The sequence below is a fragment of the Pedobacter lithocola genome, assembly GCF_042650845.1.
GTDB classification, from domain to species: Bacteria; Bacteroidota; Bacteroidia; order Sphingobacteriales; family Sphingobacteriaceae; genus Pedobacter; species Pedobacter lithocola.
The window spans coordinates 1,272,038-1,288,992 of the sequence record NZ_JBHSBW010000007.1 but is presented as its reverse complement, the minus strand read 5'-3'; the positions used below and the strand labels follow the sequence as shown (position 1 = coordinate 1,288,992).

Below are 16,955 nucleotides of genomic sequence, written 5' to 3'. Positions count from 1 at the left end.
TGGTTATTTTTGTTAAAATATAATCATTTGCAATCTATTTATTTGATAATCAGATTTTTGTATGTTTTTGTCGATGATGGTATGTTCATTGCTTACAGCTTATAAACTAATTGTATATGTTCAACGAGATTAATATCCAGACCGCTGGAAAAAAGCTGCAAAATGTGAATCATCTGAAAAAAATTTCTTGTTACCGGATGAAACTTACACCCATTCACCTATTAATTTTTACGTTTATGGTTATGATAATTTTTGGTGCCATCGTTAAATCATTTGCTAGTTAATTTAGCTAATGATTATCAAAATGAAGACCATTATTGCCTGCGATTTTTTTATTAAACTTGCATATGGATGCAATAAATGATCAGCAATCGTTTCATCAAAGAGTAAAGGCCGCAGGCGTTTTAATTGCTGCCGGTATTGTATTCGGTGATATTGGTACATCTCCGCTTTATACCTATAATGCAATTTTTCATTCTGGTGAAGTTATTGTTCCAGAAAAAGCGCTAGGTGTACTAAGTTGCGTAATTTGGACGCTTACCCTACAAACTACCATCAAATATGTACTCATCACTTTGCAGGCAGATAACAAAGGCGAAGGAGGCATCTTTTCACTCTTTGCACTCATCAAGCGGTATTATGGAAAGTGGCTAATCGTAATGGCTATTATTGGAGGCTCTTTTCTGGTGGCAGATGGGATAATTACACCGCCAATTTCAGTGGCTTCTGCTGTAGAAGGCATGTTGGCCATTTATCCAAATTTACCAACGGTGCCTATTGTTATTGCAATTATTATAGCGCTTTTCCTCATTCAACAATTCGGAACGCAGCAGATTGGCAGGTTCTTCGGACCGGTAATGTTGGTTTGGTTCACTTTTATAGGGGTTATAGGTTTGTTGGCAGTAAGCAAAGAACCCGGCGTTTTACGGGCCATTAACCCGATATATGCATTTGATTTGCTGGTTCACTATCCGAAAGGCTTTTGGCTATTAGGTGGTGTTTTTTTGTGTACCACCGGCGCCGAAGCAATGTACAGTGATATGGGTCATGTTGGGAGAAATAATATTCGTGTTAGTTGGATCTATATCAAAATATCACTCATTCTCTGTTACGCAGGTCAAACAGCTTGGCTAATAAACTCAGGTAAAGCCAACGATCTTAGCCCTTTTTATAACATCGTACCGCAGGCAATTTATCTTCCCTCGGTAATCTTGGCTACTCTAGCAACCATCATTGCCAGCCAGGCATTAATCAGTGGCTGCTTTACGCTTGCTAACGAAGCCATTCATTTAGGCTTTTGGCCAAGACACCGAATTATTTTTCCGGGTACAGTTAGGGGCCAGATTTATATTCCTTTCTTCAACTGGGCATTAATGGCGGCTTGTATTGGTATGGTACTGTATTTTAAAGAATCCAAGAACATGGAAGCAGCATTTGGGCTATCCGTAACGCTAACCATGTTAACAACCACCGGGCTGGTGGCACTATGGCTTCGAACCAGGCGAAAGCCATTAATTATAGTGGCATCTGTAACGATAGTCTTTCTTTCTGTAGAGTTTTCTTTCCTCATAGCCAATTTGCAAAAAATAAAAGAAGGTGGCTGGATAATGCTAGTCGTTGGGGGCTTGATATCTGGAATCATGTTAATATAGCGCAGCGGCAGGTTGCAACAAAGTTTAATGATAAAGTACCTCGATTTTAAGCCCCGCCACTTGCAACGGCTGGTCGAATTGAGCCATCAAGTAGAAGTGAGCAATTTTGCAACTCATCTGATTTACCTCACGGCATCAAAAAATGCTACCGAAATCGAAGAAAAAACGCTCCTTTCGATATTCTCCAACCCGATTAAAAAGGCTGATGTGTACTGGTTTTACCATGTGGAAATTGCCGATGAGCCTCATTTATTACAGTATAGCGTTACAACTTTGTCGGTTAACAATGTATATCATGTAAACCTTAGGCTTGGTTTCCGGGTTTATCCAAGGGTTGACTTATTTTTTAGGTTGATTGCAGCTGAATTACTAAAAAGCGGCGAACTTGAACTAGAACGTACTATGATTATGAAATACGCGGCAAATCATATTGGTGATTATAAGTTTATAATTATTAATTCATACCTGTCATTTGATAATGAACTGCCTTTCTGGAAGGCATTGTTGATTCGCAGTTACTATAACTTGAAAGGCATTGGAGTAAGTGATGACGTTAACTATGGTCTTGATCAAAGTAATGTTATCATCGAAAAATATCCGCTCGTGTTTAAAGATCGAAAACCGCTCAAATTAGAAAGGATATAATTATAACATGGATTTAAATGCTGCCAAACTAAATTACATTTACTATAATCCCATCCGTGGATTTCAATTAGGTTATTTTTAAGTTAAGCTTTCCTCTTTTACTGTGTTTTAAATAGTGTAGTTAGTAGATTTATTGCAAATCCAATAATTATAAAGTTTGGTTTTTCAGATAAGAATGATGGTTTATAAGAATGTTTTTTGTTTAAAATGCTTTGTTGTAGTTATGGTTTTCCTGTTTGGGTGTCAGGTTAGTACAACTAAACTTAATGATAACCAAGATAAAATACTAGGGCAAACCATTTCGGCCAGGTTTTATGATAGTCTTCAGAAAAAAGATTATCGTGCTACTGTTCCTTATTTCGCAAAGAATTTTATAAAAAAAATCGGAGTACCTATTCTTTTTAAGTATTACAAGCAAAACGAGAAAAGCCTGGGTACAATAAGCGGTATCTCCGTAAGCAATTGCCAGACTAAAGCCACCAGTAATGGTGCCATGCTTTCTAAAGTTTTTCTTATAAATTTCATCATCAAAAGAACAAATGGGATATCTAAAGAAAGACTTATATTGAGATCAGTAAACAATGAGGTACCTAAAATTTACACCTATCAGATTCAAAATCAGCCTAATTGAGATTATTTACATATATAGAAATGCTTAATTTTATTTAAATAATTGGATAGTATGTACATAACTGCAGCACAATAACTATAATTAAAATCAACATGTCATCATCAAGAAGAAATTTCATAAAGGGTAGCCTATCAAGTTTATTAATGGCCGGAATATCAGCAAATGCTGCTGAGCAAATAATTTTAAATGATGAGCTGCAATTAAGTGCAAAATTCAAACTCAGATTTGCTATAGCTTCTGATGGGCACTATGGACAGGCAGGAACAGATTATGAAAAGGATCATGAAAATATGATAAAATGGATCAACGAGGCTCATGATAAAACGGCTTTTGATTTTGTTATCATTAATGGGGATTTGGTTCATGATAGGCCAGAATTATTAAAAGAGGTAAAAGATAAATATTATGACAAGCTTAAGGTTCCCTTTTATGCAATACCCGGAAATCATGATCATGCTGATACTGCACATTGGATGTCTGTTTTTGGGTACGAAGATAATTTTGCTTTTGAGAAAAATGGAGTAGGATTTGTTTTAGCAAATACTTCTAATGCAGAAGGCAAATACTTAAGTCCGGATAATAATTTCTTGAAAAAAGAACTCGATAAGTTTGCAAATCTTAAAACGGTATTTGTAATTCTTCATATTCCACCGCATATCTGGGTACCACAGAATCCGTTTGTAGAATCTCCCGATACCCTTTCTTTACTTCACAGTTATACCAATGTGAAAGCTGTTTTTCATGGTCATGATCATAGTTTGGACGCTGTTTTTTATACTGGGAAGTTACCACATTTTTTCGATTCGCATATTGGTGGAAATTGGGGTACTACATACAAAGGATTTCGAATTGTAGAGGTAGATAACGAAGAAAAAATTTATACAAGACAAGTTAACGCCAGTAGAACACCAGAATTAAACGCTACGCAATTGTAAAAGTATCGTTTAGAAGCTTGGTGCTTTTATAGCTTTGGAAAATTGAAGATTCAAAAATAAAGTTATAACTATCTCCATCAGCATATTGATATTTACTTTGTTCTTACATACAAGAATCTTATAAATTATTTTCCGGTAATTACTTTTCTATGTGCTAATCCCCAATCGGTTAGGTTTGTGATGATGGTTTTTAGTGACATACCATATTCTGATAATTGATATTGAACAGATATTGGCTGCGTATTTAGAACCGTACGGTTTATTAATTTATTAACCTCAAGCTCCTTTAATTCCTTACTTAGCATTTTATTCGATATCCCATCAACATCATTCAGGATATCAGAAAACCTTCTTTTATTATAGTAGCAAATGGATGAAATTATAGATATTTTCCATTTCCCGCTCAGCACATCCATAGCGTCATGCACGGCCATAATCTCTTTTTTGTGCCCTAACCGGCAATGATTTTCATCCATAAGTTACTTGGTTACTCAAAGGTTACTGTTACTTTTAGTTACAAAGTAACCAAAATAAATTGATTTCTAATAGCTTTGCAGCTTAAACAATTAATATTTAATCATGGATTTTACAAATAAAAACGTCGTTATTACCGGTGGAACTACCGGAATTGGACTGGCGACAGCAAAAGCATTTATAAATAGTGGTGCCACGGTTTGGATAACGGGTAGAAGTGAAAATAATCTACAAAAAGCAGCTGAAGAAATAAACAGCCAAAAATTGATGACACTGGTATGTGATACTTCAAAAATTGAGGAAATTGCAATACTCGAGAAAACGATTGCTTTGAGTGGGAATAAAATTGATGTACTTTTCTTGAATGCTGGAATTGCAAATTTCGAGCCTATTGAAAAAGTTAGCGAGGCAAATTTCGATGCGCAATTTAATACAAATGTAAAAGGACATTTTTTTACCATGCAAAAGTTGCTACCTCATTTAGCAGAAGGTGCAGCGATAACATTTACTTCCTCTACAGTAGCAACAGCTGCAAACCTAGGCTCTAGTATTTATTCTGCTACAAAAGGAGCATTAAATAAAATTGCACAAATTGCTGCAAATGAGTTGGCGGGTAGAAAAATTCGGGTAAACATTATAAGTCCAGGACCAGTACAAACACCAGGTTTGGAAAATGCAGTTCCTGCAGATGCGAAGGCGTTTTTAGCAGCGGCAACAGCGCTACAAAGACTGGGCAATCCAGATGAAATTGCAAAAGCAGTATTGTTTCTTTCATCCGATGCTGCGAGTTTTATTACAGGAACAGAACTTGTTGCGGATGGTGGTTACCTTAACTATGCATTAAAATAGATAATTCCATTTTTCAAATCATCTGATGATAGAAGAAATCTCAATTGTACTTCTTCTATCATCAATTACACTTTGTACCAACCGACTGTGCAAAGAATTTATCATTATCATAAAAAATTATTCTCTACGACTTTCTACCGTATATACAAAACTATCAGCTTTGTAATATCCCAGATTATATTCTATCGGCTTTTCATTTATATCAAATACAAATCGCTTACGGAAAAGTATCGGGGCGCCAACTGGCGTTTCAAGTTTTTCTGCGATAAATTCATCTGCCGAAAGCGCACTGATTTCTTCTTTAGACACCATTGCAATAATTCCATGTGCTTTCTCCAGCATTTCGTACAATGGAGCCTTATAATCTTCTTCTCCTGTAAGTCCAACCAATGGGTGAAAGTAAGATTCAAAATATACAAACGGCCCTTCTGGTCGGCCTCTCAATCGAACTAGCTTTAATACTTTTTTACCTTCTTTAATTCCAAAAAAGCTGGCTATCTTTTTATCAGGAAGTATCCAACTAACGTGAAGTTCAAAATTTTTGATAGGAATTCCTCTTGCACTCATTTCTTGCGAGAAACTCATCCAGTTTTTTGATTTTGAACTTAAAGATTTTGATTCCACCACTCTGGTACCTACGCCTTTTTTACGGGTTAGCAAACCATCATAAACCAACTTATTTATAGACTGTCTGAGCGTAGTTCTAGATATACTTAGGATTTTTGAAAGCTCAATTTCATTCGGCAAGAGTTTACCTTCAGTATATTCAGGAGATTCTATGAGCCTTCTGAGCAATTCTTCTGCCTGTATGTGTAAAGGAACTTGACTTTTATGATCGATTTTAAGTTTCATAATCACCGCAATTATAAAAAAAAAATAGTGGATACAGGAATGTCTTTATAGAATACTTAAATACCTAGTGCTGCCATGATATTTATACGGGTTTTTTAAAAATATTACCGAAAAAATCATAAAATAATTTTGAGATTAATTTATAAATAATACATTTGTATATACATACTAACAAATGTATGTTCTAACCAAAATATTGTCATTCCGTTTTTATTATGAGCAACTGCCAAATTATTCCTATAAGTTATTATACAAGCATTTATAGTATCAATTATAATGGTTTTTTTAGTTGGAAATAACCTTTGTCAAAGTTTAGCATTACATAGATATTTATTATAAAAATTGAAATGCAGAATGAATCACATAATATGTATATACAAATAGATAATTTAATTACTAAAATAATAAACATCCATTCTTAGTTTTTATGTCGATAGAAGAACCAATGAGAAAAACCGAACAGGAGATTATGCCTGCTCGCATTAGCAACATACATAAACCAGCGGGTTACGACATTTATCCTTACCACCCGCTAGGTGATAATAAAGTGTTTAGTGGCTATTCATCACTATGTGATTACATCGCTGAACAAAAAAATGTGGTTATAGATGGCTATGTGGGGGTTTATTGGGCTCAGTTAATCAATGCACTTCGTGAAGAACTAACTGCCCGTGATCTGCATATTAATATTATTGATTCTGCATCCTTTTTTAAAAGTGAAAAGCAACTAGATGAATTAATAATGCCTTTTCTTGGGTCAGAAGATTCGGTTTGGGGTAAGAAAACGACATTAACGCTTGCTGATTATTTTGACGCTTCTGCTTTTGCCGAGATTGAAGAAAATCCATCTGCTGATGTTAATATAATTATTGGTTGCGGTGCATCGTTATCGAACTGGAATGCATCTCTTATTTATGTAGATCTTCCAAAAAATGAACTTCAGCACAGAATGAGTGCTGGTTCGATAAGCAATCTAGGAAAAAATCAGCCTGAAGGGCAAATGGAAATGTACAAACGTTTTTATTTTGCAGATTGGGTAGTGCTTAATAAGCATAAAAAGGCGCTTTTAAATAAAATTGATGTTTTCCTAGATGCACAATGGGATGAAGATATCAATTGGGCATATGGAAATGATATTCGTGGAGGTTTAGGCAAAATATCTACATCCATTTTTAGGGCTCGTCCGTGGTTTGCTCCAGGCGCTTGGGGTGGGCAATGGATGAAAGAACATATGCCTCAGCTTGATAGAAACGAAGTAAACTATGCATGGTCTTTTGAACTTATTGTACCAGAAAATGGGATAGTATTCGAAAGCGATGGCTTGCTGCTGGAAGTTTCTTTTGATGCGCTGATGTTTACTAACAATAAAAAGGTTCTGGGAAAACATGCAGCGCAGTTCCAAGATGAATTTCCGATACGATTCGATTTTTTGGATACCTTCGATGGTGGAAATCTTTCCATCCAATGCCATCCAAACTTAGCATACATTCAAAATGAATTTGGTGAAACCATCACCCAAGATGAAACCTACTACATTTTAGATTGTAAAGAGGATGCCACAGTATATCTTGGTTTTCAAGAAAATATCAATGCTGCTGAATTCAGAGAATCTTTGGAAAACAGCAATAACAATAATGAGGAAATTGATATTGAAAAATTTGTTCAGGTACACCACGCTAAGAAACACGATTTATTTTTAATTCCAAACGGTACCGTTCACAGTGCCGGAGCAGAAAACCTGGTGCTTGAAATTAGTGCCACGCCTTACATCTTTACCTTTAAAATGTATGATTGGGTGAGGTTGGACTTAAATGGAAAACCCCGTCCGATAAATATCGAACATGCTTTCAAAAATCTGGATTTTAGTAGAAAAGGCGACAGAGTTCAAGAAGAATTGATATCAAAAGCAGCGGTGTTTTTTGAAGACAAAGACATTATTTGCTATCATTTGCCTACACATCAAGAACACTTCTACGATGTACATCGGTTAGAGTTTGACAAAGAGGTTATGGTTGAAACAAATAATGTTTGTCATGTATTGATGCTTGTTGAAGGAACAGCTATAACGGTAGAGTCGGCTGATGGAACAACAATGACTTTTCCTTTCGCAGAGACATTCGTTATTCCTGCGGCAGCATCAAGTTATAAGATAATTAATCAAGGTGTTGAGCGAGCAAAAGTTATCAAAGCATTCTTAAAATAATAGGTATGAGTAGCATAGAAAAAAATATCACTATGAATAGTAGCAAAATGTACTTATATCTGGTTTGCCTGGTAGCAGCTTTGGGTGGTTTTCTGTTTGGCTTTGATACCGCAGTTATTTCAGGGACAATTAGTTTGGTAAAAGGAGATTTTGGTCTGGATGCAGTGAGTGAAGGTTGGTTTGTAAGCTGTGCGCTGTTGGGTTGCATTATTGGTGTAAGCGTTTCAGGTAAATTGAGTGATGCTTACGGCCGAAAAATAGTACTGATTCTCTCTGCATTTCTTTTTCTAATTTCTGCCCTAGGTTGTATGTATGCAAATTCTTTTACGGTTTTAATTGTTTTCAGGTTAATCGGTGGTATAGGAATTGGTGTTGCTTCAATGGTTTCTCCGCTTTATATATCAGAATTTTCACCATCGAGGCTTCGTGGTACCATGGTTTCGCTTTACCAGCTTGCATTAACGATAGGAATTGTAACTGCATATTTTAGCAATGCATACCTTGCAAACCATGCAGGAGATAACTTTTCAGGCATCCAATCGGATCGTATTTTTTCTCAAGAAGTTTGGCGGGCAATGCTCGGTTTGGGCGGCGTTCCGGCATTAATTTTTTTATTGTGCTTGTTTTTGGTTCCAGAATCACCGAGATGGCTTTTATCAAAAGGAAGAACAGATTTGGCCACCAGAATATTGATTAAAATCGATGGAGAACAGGCTGCAAAAAAAGAAGTAGAAGCTTTCCTATCACAAAATGAAAGCGAAGCAGACGGCTCACTTAAAACACTTTTTAAACCAGTTTACCGTAAGGCCCTTTGGATAGGCTTGTTGCTGCCTTTTCTCTCGCAGGTTTGTGGTATAAATGCAGTTATTTATTACGGCCCCAGAATTTTAGAGCAAGCAGGTTTTACGCTTAACAATGCCTTGGGTGGACAGGTTACCATAGGACTTATTAATGTAATATTCACATTTGTAGCCATTTTTACAGTTGATAGATGGGGTAGGAAACCGCTGCTTTATATTGGTATTGGAGGTGCTGTGCTTTCGCTGGTAATTATTGGTGTTCTTTTTCAGCTTGGTGTAATATCCGGTCCCTGGATTTTGATTTTCATCCTGGCCTTCATTGCTTGTTTTGCATTCTCCTTTGGTCCGGTGTGTTGGGTGGTAATTGGAGAAATATTTCCCAATGGCATTAGAGGTAAAGCAATGTCATTAGCAACACTTACGCTTTGGATAGGGAATTTTTTCGTCGGCCAACTCACTCCTTTAATGTTGGAAGGGCTTGGCTCAGCATGGACTTTCTGGACTTTTGCCATTTGTTGCTCTCCCGCATTATACCTTACATGGAAACTTATACCCGAAACCAAGGGTCGATCACTCGAAGAAATTGATGCACACTGGCAAAGCACGTATACCAAAGAAATGAAATAATATATACATCACCCCAAAAATATCTAACCCAATATTCCTGATGCACAAAAACGCATCTTAATTCAACCCTAACGTTATGAGACTTAAACTTTACCTACTTGAAAAAACAAAACGATTGCCCCATTGGCAATTTGTATTAATGGCAATCCTTTTGATTCCATTTTTACCCAATCCTCTATTGGCCTTCACCAAATCGGCAACAATAAACAACTTTAAATCAATCAATGTTACCATAAAAGGAAAGGTTTCCGATGAAAAGGGAATTGGGATGCCTGGCGTAAGTGTGCAAATAAAGGGCACTAATATTGGTGCAGTAACAGATAATAATGGTCTTTATACCATTTCGGTACCTGATAATATGGCTACAAGCACTTTAACTTATTCTTATTTAGGTTATGTGAGTCAGGAAATTTCAATTGGCGGTCGTACCACAATAAACGTTCAACTTAGAACCGATGCAAACAACTCTTTAGAGGATGTAGTTGTAGTTGGTTATGGAGTGCAAAAAAAGGTTTCGGTAACTGGTGCAATTAATACAATTGATGCTAAAAATATAGAAAACAAACCTGTTTTAAATGTTTATCAGGCGTTACAGGGTGAATCACCAAATTTAATCATTCAGCAAAGTTCATTAAATCCTGGAAGCAATGTTACGGTGAATATTCGTGGTGTTGGTACATTAGGTGATAATACGCCTCTTGTAGTTATAGATGGAATAGTTGGTGGAAACTTAAATACCCTGAATCCTAATGACATTGCAAGTGTAACGGTTCTAAAAGATGCCGGTTCAGCAGCCATTTATGGTTCAAGGGCAGCAAATGGCGTTATTTTAGTTACTACAAAAGGGGGCAAGTTAAATCAGAAAACAGCGGTTTCCTACAATGGCAGTTATGGTATTCAGGATGCTAACGTACTGGTAAAAAAGGTTCCGGCATGGGAAAATGCTTACTACAAAAATGAATCTTTAGTAAATTCTGGTCTTAGTCCTGCTTTTACGCCAGACCAAATTCAACAACTTAAAGATCAGGGAAATGGTACCTGGGACATTGAACATCTTTTACGTAAAGCACCACAACAATCTCATAACTTCAGTATTGTTGGTGGAGGTGAAAAAAGCTCATTTTATGTTTCAGCGGGTTACCAGGATCAGGAAAGTAATTTTATTGGAAACGGTGGCGAGGGACCAGATTTTGGCTACCAGAAATACAATTTTCGTTTAAACCAAAGCAATGTGATTGGAAAGTTTAAAACCAATTTCATTCTCCTTTACACCAAAACACGCAATAAAACCAATAGTGTTGGCGATAATAATATTTTTGCTGATGCCAACCGAGTTCCTTTAAATTACAGCTGGCAAGATGAAAATGGAAATTATTTAACCAATCCCATTGCCTCACAATACAATGAATATGGCGTTTTAGAAAAGGGTGGTTTTAATCAAGCCGACAACGATGAAATTTTTGGAGCCTTCAATGGTCAGTTTAACATAACCAACGATTTAAAAATTACTGGTGAATTTGGAGGAACATTGCAGAATAATGGAACATTTTTCCGCCGTACTCAGGTAAATTACCTGCCATCTGGTGTATATGGAGATGACCGCTCAGTTTTAGACGGCAACAGTAAATCGCAACTATTTAATACAAAGATATATGCAGAATATGGCAAAAAAATAGATGCACATGATTTTAAAATCCAGGTTGGAGCTTCTAGTGAAAACTTCTCTCAACGTGGTTTTCAATTGCAAAAAACATTAACCGACCAGCTGCTTGGTACACCTACAACCGGAACTTTAGTAGATCCTATAAATTCTAGCAATAGCTTGGCTATTAATTCTAATAGTTTGCTTTCTTTATTCGGACGCTTAAATTATACTTTTAAAGATAAATATTTGTTTGAAGCAACAGCAAGGTATGATGCTTCCTCTAAATTTGCCAAAGGAAACCGCGGTAGCTTCTTTCCGTCGGTTAGTGCAGGTTGGATAATTTCGCAAGAATCGTTTATGCAACCCATTAAAAACATCGTAAGCAATTTGAAACTTCGTGCAACTTATGGTGTTTTAGGAAACCAAAATGTTGGGAACTTCCAGTATCAAACCACTTACTTTAACTATGCCAGTGCCTACGGATTTAACAATGTACCCGTTGGTGGTGCAGGTACACTGCTTTCAAATAGAGATTTAACCTGGGAAAAAGCATCCGCATTGAATATTGGGATAGATGCAAGCTTCTTTGAGAATCGTTTAACGGCATCTTTCGATTATTTTAATAAAGTAACCAGAGACATTTTACAACCTAGACAAGATATTCCAGCGATTTTTGGCGCAGCTACACCAGATTTTAACGTGGCAAAAGTAAGAAGCAAAGGCTGGGAGGCTTCTTTAACTTATAATTTGCGAGGAGAAAATGTAACGCAGAGTTTTAGCGTAAATGTTGCTGATAATCAAAATAAATTACTGCAATTATCAGGAGGTGCCACTGAGCAAATCATCAATCAGGATGTATTTCAATTGCTAAGAAGAATTGGTGAACCAATCACTCAATATTATGGCTACGAAACAAATGGTTTTTTTCAAAATCAGGCAGATATAAATGCTTCGCCGAAAATAGCCGGAAACCCAGTAGTGCCAGGTGATGTTAAATTCAAAGATTTAAACAATGATGGAATTATTGATGCCAATGATAAAACTACGTTAGGTAATCCATTTCCAAGATATACTTTCGGCTTTACTTACAGGCTTGCTGTTAAAGGATTCGATTTGCAGCTATTTATTCAGGGGGTAGGTAAACGCGAAACATTCCTGCGTGGCGAATTGGTAGAGCCTTTTCACTACGGTTATGGTGCAACGGTTTATGAACACATGACTGACTATTGGACTCCAAGTAACCCGGATGCTCGCTATCCGATATTTGCTAACATCGGTTCACCTTCAAATACCAATAACTGGCGTACCGGTTCAGATTTGTATAAGTATGATGCAGCTTACGCCCGCTTAAAAAATGTAAACATTGGCTACACATTACCTCAAGGCGTTTCAAAGAAATTTGGAATGGAACGTTTTAGAATTTCGTTGATAGGTCAAAATTTATTCACATTAAGCAAATTGAAATTTATAGACCCTGAAACCTCTGAGTTTGGAAATAATGTGAGCCTGGGTTCTGGTTCGAATAGTGCCCGTGCATATCCGCTACCCATTTTCTATGGGGCCGGATTAGACATAACTTTTTAATGATAACAGTTAGAATTAACAACATGAAATACCTACATAAAATCTTTTTAACAGCCATTGCAGTCTTAGCACTTGGAGGCTGTAAAAAACTTGATATAGCACCGACAGACCGGTTCTCAGATTTAACATTCTGGACAGTTGATGTAAATGTTAATAATGCCTTAAACAATAATTACAGCTTGCTTTATAATAGTTCGCTTTACTTTGAACCGGAGGCTTTATCAGATAATGCCTATTCTCCATCAGGAGATCTAAATCTGATTGCCAGTGGTAACGCTACATCGCTTACAGGTAAATTCCAGGGCGATTGGGCGAGTTATTACCGGACCATTAAATCTGTAAACATTTTTCTTCAGAATGTAGATCAAAATAAAACCCTTCCTGCAGCTACCATCGCAAGAATGAAAGCTGAAAATCAATTTATGAGGGCGTTTGCATTGTTTAATCTAACCAAATGGTATGGAGATGTGCCACTTCCAGATCATGACTTGACACCTGAAGAAGCGCAAGTTATACCTCGAAGCTCAAAAGCTGCAGTTAACGCTTTTATTGTAAGTCAATTAGAAAGTGCTATACCAGATCTTCCTAGTAAAGATCAACTTCCGGCCAGTGAAAATGGCAGGATTACCAAAGGAGCTGCACTTGCCTTACAAATGAGAACGTTATTGTATGAAGGAAATAAAACTGCAGAGGTAATCGCAGTTTGTGAAAAGCTGATAAATAATCAGCAAACCTATGGAAGCTATTCACTTGCGCCTAGTTATAGTGCATTATTTAGCGATCCGGCAACCAACAAAACAAATAACGAAAGCATTTTATCGCTACAATATGTACCCACCATTAGAACGTGGCAAAACTTTTGGGACTTTGCACCAAGAACGGTAGGTGGAAGAGTTAGCAATATGGCCCCAACGCAGGAATTGGTTGATGATTACGTTATGCTTAATGGAAGAGGCATCAAGGAAGTAGGTTCTGGCTATGTGGAAAGTAATCCTTACATCAACCGCGATCCAAGATTAACTGCAACGGTAGTATATGATCGGTATTTGTGGGTTAATGCAAACAATACCACAAAAACAATTTACATTAAACCAGGAACAGATCCTGTTCAGCCAGGACTTGATGAGTATTCTCCGGGCTCACAAAGCGCATCTGCCACAGGGTATTACTGGAGGAAATATTTTGATCCAAGTGCATTATCAAGTTTTGTATCAGGTAACAACTTACATTTATTTAGATATGCCGAAGTATTGCTTACCTACGCAGAAGCTAAAAACAGCTTAGGGCAAATGGACGCGGCAATCTGGGCTAAAACTATAGGAGCGCTTCGCTCAAGAGCAGGTTTTACAGATGCTGCTGCTTTAAATTTTCCAGGTGGAGATTTAACCAACATTATCCGTAGGGAACGTCGGGCTGAAATGGCTATGGAAGGTTTAAGGGTAGATGATTTAAGAAGATGGAAACTTGCCGAAGTTACCATGAATGGTTTTGCCCACGGAGCGAAATTTGCTGCCGACCAAAACATCGACAATGGATACATCCGTACGCAACAACGCAAATTCAATCCGCAGAGAGATTATTTGTGGGCCATACCTTCTAGTGAAACTAGTCTGAATAAAAACTTGACTCAAAATCCAGGTTACTAAAATATTAATCGATATGAAAAATCTAAAAACAACATTTGTTTTAATGACATTATTCGTTATTGCGCTTGCATCTTGCAAAAAGGATGACAGAGATTTAAACGAAAGTATAAATTCAACAGGTAGCTTAAGCATTCCTCAAAATTCGCAAAGCATTAAACTTACACCTGCTAATTTGTTGGCTACGCAACAATTTAAATGGACGGCAGCAAGCGCTGAAGATGGTGGACTTATACTATATGAGGTTGCCTTTGATAAAGAAAGTGGTGATTTTTCTAAACCCATGTACAGGGTAGTATCTGATGGAGCAGGAGTACAACCGCAAGTAACCATTTCGCATAAAGACTTAACTAAAATTGCTGCATTGTGCGGTATTAATTCATCAAGTACCGGTAATATTAAATGGACGGTGATTGCCTCTAAAGCAAGCAACAGAAAAGCAGGGCAGGAAAGTAGAATTTTACAACTGGAAAGACCAGCAGGTTTTGCTGAAGTACCGACCGAGCTGTACATTACCGGATCTGCCACAGAAACAGGTGATGACCTATCTAAGGCCATCAAAATGAAAAAATTAGAAGAAGGTATATTCGAGGTTTACACAACACTGAAACCCGGTTCTTATCAACTCGTTGATAAAACTACATCAGGCGGCAGAAAATTCTTTACCGAAGGTTCATTGGTAAAGGAAGGAACTTCGGCTGTTACGGTTGCAGGTAGTAGCAAAGTATATTATTTAAAGTACGATTTTAATGTGGCTACGGTAGTCGACGCTGTTGAAGTACAAAGTTTGGGTTTGTACATGTCGGCTTATGGTAACGAAATAGGTCAATTAAATTACACCTCAAACGGAACATGGCAATCTGGAAACATTCCGGTTGTGTTTTTTCAATTTTCATGGGGTAGAGATGAGCGTTATAAATTCGCCATGCACACTTCATCAGGTATCCGTTATTTAGGAAGCAGTAATGTAAATAATGTAAGTCCGGTTGGGCAGGGTGCTTCTTACTTTTACTTAAATCCAGTTACCAACGATCAATGGAATAATACTTATAAATTCAATCCATCAGCTGATAACAAAAATGTTAAAGTGCTGGCAAATCTTAATTCCTCAGGACCCTATACTCATACAGTGACCACACAATAGTTTATATGATAACACCATCGGTTTATACCGATGGTTAAAAATTCTAACCATGAAAAAGTTATTTCTCCATACCTTGCTTGTTGTTTCCATCTTTTCTATGGTAGCTTGCAAGAAAAGTCCATCGGTTGAACCGGTAACGCCGCCACCAGTTGTGCCTCCTACAGGTCCCGGAACTTCGGTTGATTACTTAAAATTAGCTCAGGAAACACATGCTTTTACCACAAATAACCTTTTAACAGCCAGTTATGGTTACCGGGCGAATACCACTACGCATGCTAACAATAGTTATGAATGGTATAATGTGAGCCAAATTTACGCCGATGCCGCGATGGTCGGGGTTGGCCAAAGCAAACACTTAGCCTACATGAACAATACTTTCAAATTCATGGAGAACATGTGGGATAAAAAGGATCTCAGGGGTGGCTATTTTGCTTCTGTCAACCTGGATGGTACTGGAGCAGGTGGTGATAAATATGTAGATGATAATGCCTTAAGCGGGATGGTTTATCTCGAAGCTTATGATGTAACCACAGGAACAGATAAACAGGCTTACCTGGCCAAAGCTAAGGCTTGTGGAGATTGGCTGATTAATAGTGGTTTGTGGGATAATGTATATGGCGGAGGGTTTTATTGGAATACCTTAAAGCCGGAAAAACCAACCCAAACCAATGGTCTGACACTACAATTGTTTTTAAAGCTTTATAGTTTAACTGGCGAAAGCGTTTACCGTGATTGGGCTATACAGGTGAATAATTGGCTAAATGCTAAAATGTACGATCCGATTAGTGGTCTTTTTATTTGGAAAATCGATGGACCGGGAGAAGGTATAAGGCGTACTGACAAGTTCACTTATGATAATGCGATTATGGTAGAAGCATTTATTTTGTATAGTAAGATTATGAATGACCCATCTTATCTAACCAGAGCACAAAACCTTGGGAAAGCCATGAATACTACGCTATGGAATTCGGCTTGGAAAGGATATATTTTCAATACCAATGAAACGCGGATTAACCCGGCATGGTGTGCATGGGGATCTCAAGCTATGATACGACTATATGAGGCAGATAAAAATGAAAGCTGGCTCGTATATGCAAAAGAAAATATTAACCGATTAAATATTGCGAACAGAAATCAAACCACATATGCATATTATTTTTTTGCAGGCTTTGACGGTCAAAATCGCTCACCCGAAATAGAAACTGTAGATCAAGCCTGGATGCAGCGTATTCAAGCCTTGCTATCCAAATACTAATACATTCCATTATAAT

13 protein-coding genes are annotated in these 16,955 nt (G+C 37.2%); 11 read left to right on the top strand and 2 right to left on the bottom strand.

Annotated elements, in window-relative coordinates; all coding sequences use genetic code 11:
- Positions 1 to 347: 347 nt before the first annotated feature.
- From ACFOWA_RS07870 to ACFOWA_RS07855, 4 genes are all read left to right on the top strand, one after another.
- Entirely contained in the window at positions 348 to 1,652 is a 1,305-nt protein-coding gene (locus tag ACFOWA_RS07870) for a KUP/HAK/KT family potassium transporter (RefSeq protein WP_378983688.1), read from the top strand.
- Positions 1,653 to 1,679: 27 nt separating this feature from the next.
- The gene (locus ACFOWA_RS07865; protein WP_378983686.1) at positions 1,680 to 2,297 is read left to right on the top strand and encodes a KUP/HAK/KT family potassium transporter; all 618 of its coding nucleotides are present in this window, start codon (positions 1,680 to 1,682) and stop codon (positions 2,295 to 2,297) included.
- A gap of 223 nt (positions 2,298 to 2,520) precedes the next feature.
- Entirely contained in the window at positions 2,521 to 2,928 is a 408-nt protein-coding gene (locus ACFOWA_RS07860; RefSeq protein ID WP_378983684.1) for a hypothetical protein, read from the top strand.
- A gap of 92 nt (positions 2,929 to 3,020) precedes the next feature.
- Positions 3,021 to 3,863, top strand: coding sequence for a metallophosphoesterase family protein (locus tag ACFOWA_RS07855; protein ID WP_378983682.1), 843 nt, complete (start codon positions 3,021 to 3,023; stop codon positions 3,861 to 3,863).
- 125 nt (positions 3,864 to 3,988) lie between these two features.
- Here ACFOWA_RS07855 and ACFOWA_RS07850 read toward each other — a convergent pair whose 3' ends face one another.
- The gene (locus tag ACFOWA_RS07850) at positions 3,989 to 4,339 is read right to left on the bottom strand and encodes a winged helix-turn-helix transcriptional regulator (RefSeq protein ID WP_378983679.1); all 351 of its coding nucleotides are present in this window, start codon (positions 4,337 to 4,339) and stop codon (positions 3,989 to 3,991) included.
- Between the two features lie 103 nt (positions 4,340 to 4,442).
- Between ACFOWA_RS07850 and ACFOWA_RS07845 the strand changes: the two genes are divergently transcribed.
- Positions 4,443 to 5,186 (top strand): SDR family oxidoreductase, encoded by a 744-nt coding sequence (locus ACFOWA_RS07845; RefSeq protein WP_378983677.1) that lies wholly within the window; start codon positions 4,443 to 4,445, stop codon positions 5,184 to 5,186.
- Between the two features lie 117 nt (positions 5,187 to 5,303).
- Here the strand turns inward: ACFOWA_RS07845 and ACFOWA_RS07840 are convergent, their stop codons facing one another.
- Positions 5,304 to 6,038, bottom strand: a complete 735-nt coding sequence (locus ACFOWA_RS07840; RefSeq protein ID WP_378983674.1) for a GntR family transcriptional regulator — start codon at positions 6,036 to 6,038, stop codon at positions 5,304 to 5,306.
- Between the two features lie 427 nt (positions 6,039 to 6,465).
- On the opposite strand from ACFOWA_RS07840, the gene ACFOWA_RS07835 reads away from it, so the two are divergent.
- The 6 genes from ACFOWA_RS07835 to ACFOWA_RS07810 all read left to right on the top strand — a co-directional run bounded on the left by ACFOWA_RS07835 (position 6,466) and on the right by ACFOWA_RS07810 (position 16,939).
- The gene (locus ACFOWA_RS07835; protein ID WP_378983671.1) at positions 6,466 to 8,241 is read left to right on the top strand and encodes a class I mannose-6-phosphate isomerase; all 1,776 of its coding nucleotides are present in this window, start codon (positions 6,466 to 6,468) and stop codon (positions 8,239 to 8,241) included.
- A gap of 5 nt (positions 8,242 to 8,246) precedes the next feature.
- Positions 8,247 to 9,668, top strand: coding sequence for a sugar porter family MFS transporter (locus ACFOWA_RS07830; protein WP_378983669.1), 1,422 nt, complete (start codon positions 8,247 to 8,249; stop codon positions 9,666 to 9,668).
- A 76-nt stretch (positions 9,669 to 9,744) separates the two neighbouring features.
- Positions 9,745 to 12,897: a SusC/RagA family TonB-linked outer membrane protein gene (locus tag ACFOWA_RS07825; RefSeq protein WP_378983666.1), complete on the top strand. Its 3,153-nt coding sequence runs from the start codon at positions 9,745 to 9,747 to the stop codon at positions 12,895 to 12,897.
- 23 nt (positions 12,898 to 12,920) lie between these two features.
- A complete protein-coding gene (locus tag ACFOWA_RS07820) occupies positions 12,921 to 14,543 on the top strand; it encodes a RagB/SusD family nutrient uptake outer membrane protein (protein WP_378983665.1) in 1,623 nt (540 codons plus the stop codon).
- A 13-nt stretch (positions 14,544 to 14,556) separates the two neighbouring features.
- Positions 14,557 to 15,684 carry a SusE domain-containing protein gene (locus tag ACFOWA_RS07815; RefSeq protein ID WP_378983663.1) on the top strand — a complete coding sequence of 376 codons (1,128 nt, stop codon included), beginning with the start codon at positions 14,557 to 14,559 and terminating at the stop codon, positions 15,682 to 15,684.
- A gap of 49 nt (positions 15,685 to 15,733) precedes the next feature.
- On the top strand, positions 15,734 to 16,939 hold the full coding sequence (locus tag ACFOWA_RS07810) for a glycoside hydrolase family 76 protein (protein WP_378983662.1): 1,206 nt from the start codon (positions 15,734 to 15,736) through the stop codon (positions 16,937 to 16,939).
- Positions 16,940 to 16,955 lie beyond the last annotated feature (16 nt).